The following is a 15,172-nucleotide window of genomic DNA, read 5'->3' on the forward strand; positions in this document are numbered from 1 at the left end:
CTACCTGGTTGCACGACAGGCTTTGCATGGACGGCGGAGTCTCCCAAACTAGTACCCACGCAGACGTGGTGGCAGGCGTTAAGCGAGCCGTGATTGTTTCCCTGACAGACGGTGGCAGCAATGCTGTGAAACATGGGCTTCGCACATCAGTCATGCCCAATACACTTCAAGCTGAAGTCAAGGCCCTTGAAGCACAGGGCACCAAAACCAAACTGATTGTGTGCGGCTTGTCTCCAGGCATGACGCACATCAAGAGCCTCGTTGACCCCACCTCGATTAAACCCATGATGACCGATGGGCGCTCTAGAGGGGTTGACGAAGCCAAAGAACTCGTTGCTTTTTGGAACTAGTATTAGTTGCCCTTTCATGCCTCATGCATAAATCACATCGTCACCACAATAGACAAATCCGCCATATTTTTTCATTTTCTGTAGATGCGAAAGTTGCAGATCTACTCTATAAAAACTACTTTTCTCAGATATCGACTATCGGCCCATTAAGCGGGCACCTTGAAATAGTATCATTTCCAAGCCAGACCTGAGACGCCAAAAACTCATCCTGCGAACGCGCAGATCCCGCAGACATCCAACTCCATGGCTTCAAGTTAGTCCGCTTCCATCTAGCATTGATGATGGGTTAACGGCTGTGTCTATGATCAAACAGCGAGCTTAGTCTCTCACAGAGAATCGCCTAGAGCAGGCCATCATATTGACCTAATATATCTCAAAGCCTATGGATGTACCTCTCCACATCCCAGAATCAACACTATCCCATTCAGCTATGCCAAATGGACAGCTTCAATTACATAGCTCAAAGGCCGACAGGGAGTCGTGCGTACTTTTCAAGATACCCACAATAAGTTTTCGCATCTCAAGCATCAAGCCCGACAGGAGTAGCCATGTTAAATAGTTATCATCTTCATCGACACAAAGCAACAGCAAGGGAGGGCTCATGAGAACAAGATCAGGTCAATCGAAAAGCTCAGAAATGGAATCAACAGATACAGAGCTTTCAAGTAATCTATCAATACCTGATCTGATAGCAAAACTCAAAACATCTAAGACAGGGCTCAGCCAAGAGGAAGCTGATCAACGCCTTTCTAGGTACGGACCAAACGAATTAAAAGAACAAAAAGCCAATCCCTTTCTGGCTTTTCTCCAGAACTTCTGGGGACCAATTCCATGGATGATTGAAATTGCAGCAGTTCTTTCGGCAATAGTGGGACATTGGCCTGACTTCTTCATCATTCTCCTGTTGCTGATCTCCAATGCTTTTGTTGGCTTCTGGGAGGAACATGAGGCGGGCAACGCAATCGCTGCACTGAAGGCAAAGCTGTCTGTAAGAGCGCGAGTCAAACGGCATGGACAGTGGATCACGATCGCATCTCGTGAATTGGTACCAGGTGATTTGATCCGCCTGCGACTTGGTGACATTGTGCCCGCCGATGCCCGCCTGCTTGATGGGGATCCAGTCGAAGTCGATCAATCCGCTCTGACTGGCGAATCTTTACCCACTGAACGCAAGTCTGGCGAGGCCATATATTCAGGTTCAATCCTTCGCCAGGGGGAAGTCAGTGCAATAGTTTACGCGACAGGTTCAAAGACTTACTTCGGTAAGACCGCGCAACTCGTGCAGACAGGACAGACAGTCAGCCATTTTCAAAAGGCAGTCTTGAAGATTGGCAATTATCTAATTGTCCTGGCTTTGGGGCTTGTAACGCTAATTATTGTCGTTGCGATCATCCGAGGGGATCCCATCCTTACAACCTTGCAGTTCGCCTTGGTGTTGACAGTAGCGGCGATTCCTGTCGCCATGCCGACGGTTCTTTCGGTCACAATGGCCGTTGGAGCCCGATTGCTTGCCAAGAAACAGGCGATCGTAAGCAAATTGGTTGCAATCGAAGAGTTAGCAGGTGTAGACGTTCTCTGCGCGGATAAAACTGGCACACTGACCCAGAATAAGTTAACTTTAGGAGATCCCTTTTGTGTCAACTCAAGTTCTGTCGAGGAGGTCATTCTCTATGGTGCGCTGGCATCACGCTCGGAAAACAATGACACGATTGATCTCGCTGTATTGGATGGGATAAAGAGCAACCAGTCTCTAAATAATTACGAGATCGTCCACTTTATCCCCTTTGACCCAGTGCATAAACGTACTGAATCTACAGTCAAGGGTAGTGACAGCAGGACCTTCAAGGTGACCAAGGGAGCACCGCAGGTAATTCTTGCTTTAGCTGAAAACACTCAGGAGATTAAAATGGCCGTTGACAAGGCTGTCAATGCATTTGCGGCACGAGGGTTTCGCTCGTTGGGAGTAGCGCGAGCAGAAGGGGATGGGCCCTGGCAATTTATAGGGGTTCTCCCCTTGTTCGATCCGCCCTGGGGCGATGCAAAGAGCACAATCGCTACGGCAAGCAAGATGGGTGTTCAGATCAAGATGGTGACAGGCGATGCACTCGCGATCGCTAAGGAAACAGCAAAAGTACTGGGGCTGGGCACAACTATTCTCGATGCCAGCAGTCTGGGCGATGTCAAGCAGCAAGAGACAACGGCGGCAGCTAAATCCATCGAGCAAGCCGATGGCTTCGCCCAAGTGTTCCCTGAACACAAGTTCCATATTGTCGATGTGCTGCAAAAACACGGTCACTTTGTTGGCATGACCGGTGATGGTGTGAATGACGCCCCTGCGCTGAAAAAATCGGACTGCGGCATTGCTGTTTCGGATGCAACAGAGGCGGCAAGGGCAGCCGCAGACATTGTGCTGCTGACGCCTGGACTGTCGGTGATTATTGAAGCGATCAAGGAGAGTCGCCGCATTTTTCAACGGATGAACAGCTACGCGATCTACCGCATCACCGAAACGCTGCGCGTTCTGTTGTTGATGACATTGGCAATCCTGGTGTTCAACTTCTATCCTGTCACCGCTGTCATGATCGTCATACTGGCATTACTCAACGATGGTGCAATATTATCGATCGCCTATGACCGCGTTCATTATCGCGATCAGCCTGAAGTATGGGATATGCGCTTAGTGCTAAGCATCTCTACCGTGCTGGGCGTAATGGGCGTAATCTCTGCATTTGGATTATTTTATCTGGGAGAGCGTGTTTTTCTACTAGATCGCGACCATATCCAGACCTTGATGTACCTAAAACTCTCTATCGCAGGACATTTAACCATCTTCCTGACACGTACACAAGGACCGTTCTGGTCGATTCGTCCCGCAAGGATTCTATGGTTCGCCGTTCTCGGCACCCAGGCTCTTGCCACGGTGATCGCCGTCTATGGGTTCTTCATGACACCGCTCGGCTGGGGCTGGGCACTGTTCGTTTGGGGCTACGCACTGGTTTGGTTCCTTGTCAATGACCGCGTGAAGCTACTCGCCTATTGGCTTCTAATACCGCGTCGATTGAAATTCTCCTAATTGTTTTCAATCGCTGAGTTTTAGGGTCAGAATATGGGGCGTTAGTGGATGAGCGTTGCGGAATCAACTCCGCCAGAGTGGTTCAACTAAACAGCAAGGGCTCGCCCAACGAAGGCATCACCACTCTCCATCTTTCACCGTTCCAGCTGGCTCCATAGGTCCAGAGCTGCTCCAGAAGATGGTTTCTTACTGGCGAGCCTTTTTCTATCTATTGATGCGATAGCTGTATCTGTTTCACAATTCATGGCTGAGACGCGCGCTCGCACCCACGAACATCAACGACAGGGTGGATGGGCATCCGGGTAAGAAGCCAGGCCTTTGCCAGCCATTGGTAGCGTCAGTCCATGAATGCGCCGTTTTCTCGCCGTAAGCTTCTTGCCCTCGCCGCCGGCGCCGCCGGTGCCGGTGGCTTGCGGGCCCTGGGGGTCTGGCCTGGGGGGAGCCAGACGGCTGAAGGCGAGATCAGCGCCAGCGCTGCGGCAGCCCCAGGAGCGGCGAGCGCGGCGGAACTTGCCGCCGGAGTGAAACTGCCAGCGCGGGCCGATCTCCGCCTGGTGCTGATCTCTGATCTCAACTCCAGTTACGGCTCCACCACCTACATCCCCGAGGTGGCCAGGGCCGTGTCCCTGATCCCCTCGCTGCGCCCTGACCTGGTGCTTTGCGCCGGCGACATGGTGGCCGGACAGAAGACCAGCCTCAGCGATGGCCAGCTCAGGGCGATGTGGGCGTCTTTCGGGGGGCGGATCCTGGCGCCCTTACGCAACGCCGGCCTGCCCTTTGCGCCAACGATGGGCAACCATGACGCGTCGTCGAGCCGCAGCGGCGGGCGTTACACGTTCGAGCGTGAGCGCCAGGAAGCGGCCCGTTTCTGGACGAGTCGCCGCAAAGATCTGGGGCTCTCCTTCCTGGATGCCTCGGGCTTTCCCTTCTTCTATTCCGTTCTGCAGGATGGGCTGTTCCTGCTGGTCTGGGACGCCTCCTCCGCCCTGATTTCAGCCGAGCAGCTGCGTTGGGCCGAGCGCAGCCTCGCCTCTGACGCCGCCCGCTTGGCCCGCCGCAGGCTCGTACTCGGCCACCTGCCCCTGCAGGCCGTGGCCAAGGGCCGCGACAGCGGCGGCAACGTGCTGAGCGGAGCGAGCAGCTTGCGCCAGCTCCTGGAGCGCTACGACGTGGAGGCCTACATCAGCGGCCACCAGCACGCCTATTTCCCGGCCCGGCTTGGCCAGCTCGATCTTTTCGCGCTCGGCGCCAGCGGCAGCGGCCCGCGCCAACTACTCCTGGGAGGCGCCGCCGCCTTCCAGACCCTCACCGTGCTCGATCTCTCCTGGCAGAGCGGAAGCACCCGTGACACCACCTACAACCTGCGCACCCTGGAGGTGGTGAACCGCAACGCCCTCCCGGGTCGAATCATCAACCGCCAGGGCCAGGCGCTGGTGCGGCGAGCCGGCTGACCCCGGGGATCTCGGAGATCTCGGTGGCCGCCGGAGCCCGCGTCAGGCCCACATCCACGCCGATGTGCTGCTCCGGGCGGCCGGTGATCAGCAGGGCGCTGCGCTGACGGGTGGCGATCTGCCACAGCCAGCGGGTGAGCAGGGTGATGCGGTTTTCGGTGGCAGGGATGAAGGCCAGGTGGGCCAGTCCCCAGAGCAGCCAACCGAGCAAGCCAGTGACGCGCAGGCCGCGCAGGTCGGCCACCGCGAACAGCGGACCGATCACCGCCATGGAGCCAAGATCCAGCCAGCGGAAGGGCGGACTGACCTCGCCCTTGATCTGGCGCAGGATGTCGCCGGCCACCCACGACCCCATCTGCACCGCCGGGCCGGCCATGCCGGGCAGCGGCGCGCCGTCGCTGGTGTGGCCGTAGCTGCAGAGATCGCCCACCACCCGCAGCTCCGGATGACCCGGCACCGAGAAATCGGGCTCCACCAGCACGCGCCCGAGGCGATCCACAGCGCAGCCGCTGCGCTCGGCCAGCAGTTTTCCGAGCCGTGAGGCCCGCACCCCAGCGGTCCAGCAGACGGTGGCGGCCTCGAGAAAGCGGGGTTCCCCTTCTTCCTTGAGCAGGACCTTGCCCGGCTCGATCGCCCCCACCATTGAGCCCAGACACAGCTCCACCCCATTGCGCTCCAGGTACTCCGCTGCCGCCGCCGAGAGGCTGGGATGCATTGTTGGCAGCACCCGATCCACCGCATCCACCAGCACCACCCGGCAGAGCTCCACCTGCAACTGCTTGAAATCGCGGCGGATGGCGCTGTGCATCAGCTCCACCAGGGAGCCCGCCAGTTCGCAACCGGCCGGCCCGGCACCCACCACCACCACCGACTGCAGGAACTGGCGGCGCTGGGGATCGGTGGTCTGCTCGGCCTCTTCCAGGGCCATCAGCAACCGGCGACGAATTTCCTGGGCGTGCTCCAGGATCTTCATCGGCGGTGCCAGCGGCCGCCATTCCTCGTGACCGAAATAGGTGCTGCCCGAACCGCAGGCCAGCACCAGCTGGTCGTAGCCGTAGTGATGGCCGTTGAACCGCAGGGAACGGTTCTCCAGATCAAGGTCGGTGACCTCCCCCAGCAGCACCTGAACGTTGGGGGCCTGACCCACCATCTGGCGCAGGGGCGAGGCCACATCCGCCGCCGAGACCAGCCCCGAAGCCACCTGATAGAGGAGGGGCTGAAACAGGTTGAAATTGCGCTTGTCAATCAGGGTGACGCGCACCGGCTGGCGGGCCAGGGCCTGGCAGACGCGAACGCCGGCGAAGCCACCGCCCACCACCACCACATGGGGCCAGCTCGCCTGGGTGGCGGCGGGGGGGTCGAGTTCAAGAAAGAAGCGTTCCGGCGCCATTGAATCGGTGAGCATCAGCAAGACCAACAAGTTGACGTTTAGGGCGCAGGCGCCGAGCGGGTTGTCTCCGTTGCAGCACTCGCACAGGCAGGGCGGGAACTGGGCTGGGCCTTGATGGGCGGGCTAGGCCGGTTCGGCCAAAAACAGGGGGGTGTCGCCTGAACGGGGCTGGGCCTGATCCGCTCCGGACTCGCCCCGGGCAAAGGCCAGCCAGCGGAAATCACCGAGGGCGGCGGGATCCACCAGCCGCAGCAAGGCTTCGCGACGGGCCAGCAGCTCGCCCAGCCCGGCGCCGCCCTGGTGCTGAAGCCCGTGCAGCCGTTCCGCCAGCCCCAGGGCCAGCAGCGCCTCCCCCTGGCGGCACTGACCCAGCAGCTGCCAACCGCTGGCGCTGGCCGCCGCCACCAGGCTGTCGATGCAGAGGTGGGCGGTGAGATCCCAGTGGCCGGGATCGGCCAGGGGATCGCTGCTGGCCTGCTGGCCCCGGTAGGCCATCAAGGTGCCGTTGGAGCGCTGCGGCGCGTAGTAGCGCCAGGCCTCCAGGGCGTAGTCGACCACCAGCAGGCGGCCGCAGCGCAGCGCCGCACCACAGGCCGCCAGCCAGGGCTCGAGCCCCGGATGCAGCTCCGTGCACCAGCCTGGAGGCCGCTGCTCCCCAGGCGGTTGCAGGCCCAGGGGCTGCAGCCGTGCCGCTGCCGCCGGCTCCAGGGGTCCGCCGGGCTCCAGCCGCAACGTTCCCTGCTGGAGCGTCACCAGCTGCTGGCGCCAGCCCGCCCCGCTGCTCACGATCCGCTCCACCGCCAGGGCATCGAGCACCTCGTGGGCCAGCACCACGCCCCGCAGCGGCCGCGCCGCCAGCTCCTCGAAGCTGCTCCAGCGCACCGGCAGCGGGCAATCCTCAAGCCGCTGCCGCTGGCGGGCGGCCATGCCGGCGTTGGGCTCCACCAGCACCAGCTCGGTGCAGGCCGCCAGCAACGGCCAACCGTCCACCAGCGCAGCGGCCAGCTGCCCGGCCAGGTCGCCCTCGCCAGGGCCGGTCTCGATCAGGGAGAGGCGGGAGCTGCCGATCTCCTGCGAAGAGGTGTCTTGCGTCGGTGGATCCAGTGCAAGCTCCTTGAGCCACTGGGCAACCTGGGCCGCGAGCAGGCCGGCAAAGTCAGCCCCCAGCGACGGGGCCGTGGCGAAATCGCCATGGCGGCCGATGCGCAGGCGGCCAGCTCCGTAGGCACCGTGCTCAGGGTCATGCAACGCCCAGTCCATGTAGCGGGCGAAGGGCACGCTGCCGCCTGCCGCTTCGAGGCGCTGTTGCAGCCAGGCAGGAACGGGCACGGCAGGAGCCTGGCTGGAAGAGAATGAAGCGTCACTGAAGCAGCCGCATGGGTCAAGCCGACCGATCCCGTCCCACTCCTCCGCCTGGCCTGCTCGGGATCGCGGCGGCCCTGCTGGTGCTGCTGACGGCCCTGGGCGGCCTGGCCGGGGGGGCGATGGCGGCGGACAACCCTGAGTTGCTTCCCGATCACCCCACCCCGGTGATCGATCTGGCCCGGGCCCTCACCGACGGCCAGCGCGACAGCCTGGAAGCCGAACTGGCCGATTTTGAAACAAGCAGCGGCTGGAAGCTGCGGGTCCTCACCCAGTACGAGCGCACCCCCGGCCTGGCGGTGAAGGAGTTCTGGGGGCTCGATGAGCGCAGCCTCGTGCTTGTGGCCGATCCGCGCGGCGGCAACCTGCTCAACTTCAACGTCGGCGACGCCCTGTTCGCCCTGATGCCCCGCACCTTCTGGGTGGAGCTGCAGACGCGCTACGGCAACCAGTACTACGTGCGCGACCACGGCGAAGACGGCGCCATCGTTGATTCCCTCGCTGCCGTGGAAACCTGCCTGGAGCGGGGCGGCTGTCAGGTGGTGCCCGGCCTTCCCCAGGAGCAGTGGTTGCTCACCTTCTGCACCTCAGTGCTGGGCGGCTTGATCGTCGGCTTTGCCGGCTACCCACGCAAGGAGGGGGATCGGGTCGCCTGGAGTTGGGTGCTGCTGCTCTCACCGCTGTGGGGAATGCTGTTCCTGATCTTTGGACTTGGGCCGGTGATCACGCGCACCTCAGATCTGCTGCCCATCCTGCGCAACAGCCTCGGCTTCCTGGGCTCAACGGTGCTGGCCTACCTGATCGCCCAGCGCACGGTGGGCAAGCCCCCGCTCAGCGGCGATCAGGCCTGAACTGATTTAGTTGGGGGTGCTGCCGACATCCCGCAGGGCACAAGCCAGGCTGCCGTAGGTGCACTGAGCAATCGGCGGCTCCACGGTCTGAGCCTGGGCAATGTCATTGCGGCGGATGATGCTGGCCCGCAGCATTGAGAGATTGGCCTCATAGAACTGCTTGAGCTCGGTGAAGCGCTTGACCGGCTGGCCATAGAAACTGCGGCCAGCGAGGGTGGGGAAGGAGGCCCACTCAGGTGCCAGCTTGGCAGCCAGTTGCGGGGTCATCACGCCGCGGTCTGCCAGCTCAAGGGCTCCACGGTGGCGGATCAGAAAAATCGCTGCTTGATCCTGCACCTCAGGGCCGAAGCCACCCAGACCCATCCGACGGGTCACCATGTCCCAGGTGGGTGGCATGAACTGGTAAGCACCGGCAGCTGCACTGGCATACCGGGCCGTGCGCATCACCCGGTTGGGGTGACGGTCCAAGGAGGACATCAACGAGCCGCCGAACAGGATCCAGTAACCCTGGTCCTGGCCGTTGGCCCAGGTGCCCTCAGCGAAGCGAATCGTGTTGAGCAGGGCCCGTCGTTCCGGCGTGATCGCGAAGGAGCGGGCCGTGTCGGCGGCTTCGCGCACATCCACCGCGGCCACGGAACGGGGTTCCAGTGGGGAGGCCATGGGAGCGCTCATGCTGGGACGACGAATCTCCTGCCAGATGGTGGCCTGAGCCGGGGCTGCTGCCCCGATCAACAGAGCGGAGAGGAGGAGGCGAGCGGGCGGGAAGAAGTTAGGCAAACCGGGGATGTCGTGAGTGGGGAAGAACAACGCAAGGCATTAGCCACCTCAGAAAGCAGTGACCGCCATGGGAATTTGGCGGACTTTGACGCAACAAGAAAACGAAGAAGGTTGCGATCGCAACCAAATTGCGGCGGGAATTAGTTGGAACGACTGCAGAACAGCTGAGCGAGAAAACTTTGTGCTTCAGCAGATGAATCGTGAAAGATTTGGATCAGGAACCGTCGGAGAGATGGATGGATACATCGCGGCGGGCTATGTCGTTGGATAACTTGACAAATACCGGGCCCACAGGTGTTCGCATAAGTGACAGTCGCATAAGTGTCTACCGGTTATCAGATGTGGTGTGGGCGTTCGCATCACTGACTCAGGCAAGGATTCTTGTTGATCAGGGCCCCATCTTTCGCGATGATCAGCTCTCCTGATTGAAGCCATGAGCATCGATAGGCATTTCCAGTAAAAGCCTTCCAGTGCAGCGCTTCTCGGCCATTCAGGCTAGTGCCGAAGCCGCTCTTGCAGCCGCAAAGGCTTCGATCGCCTCAGCCGCCTGCTCCGCCCCATCGCTCACCAGTGGCGCCCCCCGGGCGGCCAGCAACGGCTGGTCGAGTTGCCAGTCACCGCCCAGCAGTTGGGCCTGGCTCAGCAACCGGTGCGGCCCGCAGCGCTGCAGCTCCCGCTCCATGACCGCCGCCTCGGCGAAGCCCTGCCGCGCCACCAGATGGACTCCCATCTGATTGGAGAGGGCCTCACAGAAACTGCTGTAGCCCGCCTTGCCGATCAGCCGCTCGCACAGGGGCATCACCTCCAGCGGCCGCACGTCTGCGGGCAGAACCCGGCCATTCGGTGCGGCTGCAGCCGCTGGATCGGAGCTGATGAACCACCAATCGGGCCAGCGTCCAAACAGTTCGGGATCGAGCCGATAGCCGAAGCCACCGAAGGCCAGCAGCACGCAGCGCTGTCGCTGCTGGGGCAGATCCAGTTGGCGGCGCAGGATCTGCGGATTCAGCCGTGGCTTCCCGGCGGTGAGTCCCACCCGCGTCTCCGGCAGCCGCCAGTCCATGGCCAGCGAAAACGGGCAGCGGATCAGACCATCACCCCGGCGGTACAGATCCCGGCAACGCTCCGCCCAGGCCAGGAACGCACCGCCCATCGGGGCGTAGATGTCGTCCCAGCCGAAGTTGCCCATCCAGAGCAACGGCAGCCCGGTGGCTTCCGCCAGCCGGGCTGCGGCAGGGGGAACATCGCCCAGCAGCAGCGCAGGGCCGCCCTGGGCCGCCAACCAGGCCGCCTCGGTGCTGATCTGCCCAGGCAGGCGCTGCTCCAGGGCCGCAAGGGCCGCGAGTGTGGCCGGCCCGTCCACTCCGAGAGCATCAGCCTGCACAGCGCCCACATCCCAGCCACAGGGGCGGTGCTCAAAGGGAGTGGCCCCGAAGGCGCCGGCGAGAAAGGAGGTGGGCAGGGAGCTGGAGATCACCAGCCGCCAGGAGGGTTGGCGTGCCGCCAGGGCCAGCAGCACCGAAGCCACCCGCGACCCATGGCCAAAGCCGTGGCCGCTGACGCAGGCATAGATCAGCACGTCACGGCAAGGGGTTGCTCCACCAACGTCTGTTCATAGAGCAGGCGACCTTCCGGGCTGTACCAGCGGTGGCTGGCGTGAACCAGCCGGTGGCCGTCAAGTTCGGCCCAGGAGAAATGGCGCAGTTCCCGCCCCTCACCGTCGATGCCGTGGCGCGGCACACAGGCCGCATTGAGATAGGCGGTGCCGCGGCGATCAACCAGAAAGCTGCGGCGTTCGCCGCTGCCACGCATCAGGCGGTGGTGCATATGACCGAAAACCACCAGCGGCAGGGGGCGCTGGCGCTGGATGCGCTCGATCGCCATCGCCAGGTCCATGTCGCCCCAGTCGCAGGCGGGAGGTTTCCAATCCCGGCCGCAGGGGTCGCGGGCCTCGCTGCCCAGGCCCGTGGGGCCTGAATGGGCCAGCAGCACGAGGGGGCGCTCTGGATCGGCAGCCAGGGCGGCCGCCGTGATCCGATCGGCCGATTCCCGCGAGGAGACCGGCCCCCACAGCGCCTTCACCCCCATGGAAAGGTGATAGCCGCCGCCGGCGCTGGCTGGGCGCCCGCCCACCACCGAGAGTCCAGCTGGCTCAAGGTCGCAGCGGCGCCAGCCGCAATGGCGCTCACCGAGTAGGTCGATCTGGCGCTGGAGCTTGCGGCCGCTGTCGTCTTTGCCGGTGTCGTGGTTGCCGAGAATGCAGGCGAGTGGCTGATCGAGCGAGGCGAGGCTGGTGGCGATCCGCTCCTGGCCATCACTGAGATCGCCGACCACCAGAAAGGCATCGGGCGCCAGGATGCGCAGCAGGGCCACGTCGCTGCGATCCCACTGCCCGTGCAGATCCCCGGCAATGGCGATGCGTATCTGCGCCGTGTCGACTCCCTAGGCTGGGAGCATCCTGCCGCAAATGAGGCTCCGGTTGGTTTTCGCGGCCTCTGAGACTCGCTTCCCTTCTCCCACCACCACCGCTGCCGGCTCAGGCTCCGCTCCAAGCCACGCGGCCCTGCCGGGGGCCATCGACGCCCTGAAGCGCCGGCGGAACGCCGTGATCCTGGCGCACTACTACCAGAGCCCCGAAATCCAGGACGTGGCCGATTTCATCGGCGATTCCCTGGAGCTCTCCCGACAGGCGGCTGCAACGGACGCCGAGGTGATCGTCTTCTGTGGCGTTCACTTCATGGCCGAAACCGCCAAGATCCTCAGCCCCGCCAAAATGGTGCTGCTGCCGGATCTGGAGGCGGGCTGTTCCCTGGCTGACGCCTGCCCCGCCGACGCCTTCGCCGCCTTCCGCGCCGAGCACCCAGACCACCTGGTGGTGAGCTACATCAACTGCTCGGCGGCGGTGAAAGCCCAGAGCGACCTGATCTGCACCAGCAGCAACGCCGTGCGCCTAGTGCAGCAGCTGCCAGCCGAGCGGCCGATCCTGTTCGCCCCCGACCAGAACCTGGGTCGCTGGGTGGCCCAACAGAGTGGGCGTGAACTCACCCTCTGGCCCGGCAGCTGCATCGTGCACGAAACCTTCAGCGAGGAGGCCGTGCTGCGGCTGAAGCTGGAGCACCCACAGGCCGAAGTGATCGCCCATCCGGAATGCCAGCCCAACCTGCTCGATCTCGCCGACTTCATCGGCTCCACCAGCAAGCTGCTGGCCCGCGCGGCCGCCAGCCCGGCCCCCGGTTTCATCGTGCTCACCGAGCCCGGCATCCTGCACCAGATGCGGCGCCAGGTGCCGGCCAAGAGTTTTTATGAGGTGCCGGGTCTCGACGGCTGCAGTTGCAACGCCTGCCCCTACATGCGGCTGAACACGCTGGAGAAGCTCTGGCATTGCCTCGAGACGATGGCCCCGGCGATCGAGCTCGACGAAGCCATGCGGCTGAAGGCCCTGGCGCCGATCCAGCGGATGCTGGAACTGAGCGTCTGAGCTGGATCGCGTTCCTCAGCGCAGGTCCGCCTCAGTAGCTGTAGTTCGCCACAAACAGCGAGCCTGCATCATCTGTGGGTTCCGAGCCCGGCACATAAACGCCGCGGGCAGCGGCGCCGTTGGCCCTGGCGCGGGCCAGCAGGGCCGCCTGACCCGCCGCCAGATCGTGGCCCTTCCACTGGCTGAGGCATGAATGCTGCAGGGCACGGCCGTAGGAGAACCCCAGGTGCCAGGGGGCGCCAGCAGCGGCCGCATTGATGGCGGAGAGGTACACACTGGCCTCCTCCTCGCCCAGTCCGCCCGAGAGAAACAGGATCGCCGGCACGGCGGGGGGCACGCTGCGCTTGAGGGTGCGCAGGCTGAAATCGGCCACCTGCTCGGAGCTGGGGCGCTCGGTGCAGTCGGCGCCGGGGAGGGTCATCGAGGGCTTGAGCAGGGTGCCCTCCAGGAACACTCCGTTGAGCCCGAGGGCTTCATAAACCGTGCGCAGTACCCATTCCTGCAGGGCGGCGGTGGTGAGGATGTCGTGGTCGCCATCCATCAGGATCTCCGGCTCCACGATCGGCACCAGGCCCTCGTCCTGGACGGTGCGGGCATAGCGAGCGAGCCCCCAGGCGTTCTCACGCACGCACAGCTCCGACGGGCAGCCATCGGCTGAGATGCGCAGCACCGCCCGCCATTTGGCAAAGCGGGCGCCGCGGGCATAGGCGCTCGCGGCCCGCTCCCGCAGACCCTTAAGCCCGGTGCACCAGCTTTCGCCGGGCAGGCCACCGGCCAGGGGCTCCACGCCCAGATCCAGCTTGATGCCGGCGATCAGGCCCTGCTGCTTGAAACAATCGAGGATCGAGGCGCCCGCTTGGCTGGAGCTGGCGGCAGCCTGCTGGAACAGGGTTTCCTCGTAGAGGATCACGCCACTGATCCATTCGCCGAGGCCAGGGGCGGTGGCCAGCAGAGTGCGATAAGCGCGGCGGTGCTCCTCACTGTTCTCCAGTCCAATCGCCGCAAAGCGCTTGCCGATCGTGCCGGTGGATTCATCGGCCGCCAGCAGACCACTGCCAGGCCGGGAGAGGGCGGCGGCCGTGGCCTCCAGCTCCTCGCGATAGGTGTCGAGTGCCATGGGGCCAGCGGCGATGCGGGATCCATGGCTAACTGGGAAGGGTCGTCACCGTCAACGCCATGGCCCTGCCCCGCGACGGCCTGATCCAGCTCAGCCCGCAGGGGCTGTATTGCCCGGCGGCAGACGCCTGGATCGACCCCTGGCGGCCGGTGCCCCGGGCCCTGATCACCCACGGCCACGCCGACCATGCACGCCCCGGCAGTGGCGCCTATTGGGCCGTGGCCAGCGGCGAAGGCGTGCTGCGCCAGCGGCTGGGCCAGGCGATCGCGCTCACAGCCATGGACTACGGCCAGGAGCTGAAGCTGGGTGACGCCACCCTGTCGTTCCACAGCGCCGGCCATGTGCTGGGCTCCGCCCAGATCCGCCTCAGCGCCGGTTCAGAAACCTGGCTGATCAGCGGCGACTACAAACGGGATGACGACCCCAGCTGCGCGCCGTTCGAGCCGGTGCGCGCCGATGTGTTGATCACCGAGGCCACCTTTGGCCTACCGATCTACCGCTGGCAGCCGGGCCGAGAGGTGGCCGCCGAGATCCTGAGCTGGTGGCGGGCCGCCCCGGAGCGGCCATCGCTGCTGTTCGCCTATGCCTTTGGCAAGGCGCAGCGGCTGCTGGCGGAACTGGCGGCGCTGGGAGTGCAAGAGGAGGTGCTGCTGCATGGCGCCGTGCAGACCCTGATGGCCCCCTACCGATCCCAGGGCATCGTGCTGCAACCGACGCGACCCGTTAGTGAGCTGCCAAGAAGTGAATCACTGGCAGGCCGGCTGGTGATTGCGCCGCCCTCAGCCCACCGCTCGGTGTGGATGAAACGCTTCAAGGCGCCCCAGACGGCCTTCGTGAGCGGCTGGATGGCCGTACGTGGCGCCCGGCGGCGGCGCGGCTACGAGCGCGGCTTCACCCTCAGCGATCACGCCGACTGGAACGGCCTGCTGCGCAGCGTGCGCGATTCAGGCGCCCGCCAGGTGTATGTGACCCACGGCAACAGCGACGGCCTGGCCCGCTATCTGCGCGAACAGGAAGGGATCGATGCGGAACCCCTGCAGGGGGGCTTTGAAGCGGAGCGCTCAGACGAAGACAGGGTTGCCGCTGGCGTCGAACCATTGGGCTGAATCCAAATCATTTTCAAAATCACTGGTTCCTAAGACGAACAGCCCTGCCGGCTCTCAAAGGCTGGAGTTGCCAAAGGGGCAAAGATGAGGCCTGCACGGTTGTCCGCACTCTCCGCTCCAATCCGAGAAGCGCGCATTCGCTATAGCAACGGACCAGCTCGCGATATCAGAGCGGAGAAACAAAAAACCAAAACGTGATCCAAAGACGATCTAATATAGA

The 15,172-nt window shown here is 63.2% G+C and carries 12 protein-coding genes; 6 read left to right on the forward strand and 6 right to left on the reverse strand.

All coding sequences use genetic code 11. From position 1 onward, the window contains the following. The first annotated feature begins 89 nt into the window (after nt 1-89). The 3 genes from BM449_RS01670 to BM449_RS01680 all read left to right on the forward strand — a co-directional run bounded on the left by BM449_RS01670 (nt 90) and on the right by BM449_RS01680 (nt 4,874). Nucleotides 90-350: a hypothetical protein gene (locus BM449_RS01670; protein WP_145537049.1), complete on the forward strand. Its 261-nt coding sequence runs from the start codon at nt 90-92 to the stop codon at nt 348-350. A 637-nt stretch (nt 351-987) separates the two neighbouring features. Then, nucleotides 988-3,423 carry a plasma-membrane proton-efflux P-type ATPase gene (locus BM449_RS01675; protein WP_071799811.1) on the forward strand — a complete coding sequence of 812 codons (2,436 nt, stop codon included), beginning with the start codon at nt 988-990 and terminating at the stop codon, nt 3,421-3,423. 344 nt (nt 3,424-3,767) lie between these two features. Continuing rightward, on the forward strand, nt 3,768-4,874 hold the full coding sequence (locus BM449_RS01680) for a metallophosphoesterase (protein WP_071799812.1): 1,107 nt from the start codon (nt 3,768-3,770) through the stop codon (nt 4,872-4,874). On the opposite strand, the gene BM449_RS01685 is transcribed toward BM449_RS01680, so the two are convergent. Together BM449_RS01685 and BM449_RS01690 are read right to left on the reverse strand one after the other, a co-directional pair. Next, complete coding sequence (locus BM449_RS01685; protein ID WP_071801847.1) at nt 4,834-6,264, reverse strand: NAD(P)/FAD-dependent oxidoreductase; 1,431 nt, start codon at nt 6,262-6,264, stop codon at nt 4,834-4,836. The genes BM449_RS01680 and BM449_RS01685 overlap by 41 nt on opposite strands. A gap of 123 nt (nt 6,265-6,387) precedes the next feature. Further along, entirely contained in the window at nt 6,388-7,593 is a 1,206-nt protein-coding gene (locus BM449_RS01690; protein ID WP_071799813.1) for an SAM-dependent methyltransferase, read from the reverse strand. 47 nt (nt 7,594-7,640) lie between these two features. Between BM449_RS01690 and BM449_RS01695 the strand changes: the two genes are divergently transcribed. Then, a complete protein-coding gene (locus BM449_RS01695) occupies nt 7,641-8,477 on the forward strand; it encodes a TPM domain-containing protein (protein WP_071799814.1) in 837 nt (278 codons plus the stop codon). 6 nt (nt 8,478-8,483) lie between these two features. Here BM449_RS01695 and BM449_RS01700 read toward each other — a convergent pair whose 3' ends face one another. The 3 genes from BM449_RS01700 to BM449_RS01710 form a co-directional block, all read right to left on the reverse strand. Next, nucleotides 8,484-9,263 carry a glycoside hydrolase family 104 protein gene (locus BM449_RS01700; RefSeq protein WP_120352809.1) on the reverse strand — a complete coding sequence of 260 codons (780 nt, stop codon included), beginning with the start codon at nt 9,261-9,263 and terminating at the stop codon, nt 8,484-8,486. A 481-nt stretch (nt 9,264-9,744) separates the two neighbouring features. Then, nucleotides 9,745-10,830, reverse strand: coding sequence for a hypothetical protein (locus BM449_RS01705; protein WP_071799816.1), 1,086 nt, complete (start codon nt 10,828-10,830; stop codon nt 9,745-9,747). Further along, nucleotides 10,824-11,675, reverse strand: coding sequence for a TIGR04168 family protein (locus tag BM449_RS01710; protein ID WP_071799817.1), 852 nt, complete (start codon nt 11,673-11,675; stop codon nt 10,824-10,826). The genes BM449_RS01705 and BM449_RS01710 overlap by 7 nt, the downstream gene beginning before the upstream one ends. A 43-nt stretch (nt 11,676-11,718) precedes the next feature. On the opposite strand from BM449_RS01710, the gene nadA reads away from it, so the two are divergent. Beyond that, on the forward strand, nt 11,719-12,729 hold the full coding sequence (gene nadA, locus BM449_RS01715; RefSeq protein WP_120352741.1) for a quinolinate synthase NadA: 1,011 nt from the start codon (nt 11,719-11,721) through the stop codon (nt 12,727-12,729). A 31-nt stretch (nt 12,730-12,760) separates the two neighbouring features. Here nadA and BM449_RS01720 read toward each other — a convergent pair whose 3' ends face one another. Continuing rightward, nucleotides 12,761-13,846, reverse strand: a complete 1,086-nt coding sequence (locus BM449_RS01720; RefSeq protein ID WP_071799818.1) for a class I fructose-bisphosphate aldolase — start codon at nt 13,844-13,846, stop codon at nt 12,761-12,763. 59 nt (nt 13,847-13,905) lie between these two features. On the opposite strand from BM449_RS01720, the gene BM449_RS01725 reads away from it, so the two are divergent. Continuing rightward, entirely contained in the window at nt 13,906-14,952 is a 1,047-nt protein-coding gene (locus tag BM449_RS01725) for a ligase-associated DNA damage response exonuclease (protein WP_186437645.1), read from the forward strand. Nucleotides 14,953-15,172: the final 220 nt, after the last annotated feature.

Source organism: Synechococcus sp. SynAce01 (assembly GCF_001885215.1).
GTDB classification, from domain to species: Bacteria; Cyanobacteriota; Cyanobacteriia; order PCC-6307; family Cyanobiaceae; genus Regnicoccus; species Regnicoccus frigidus.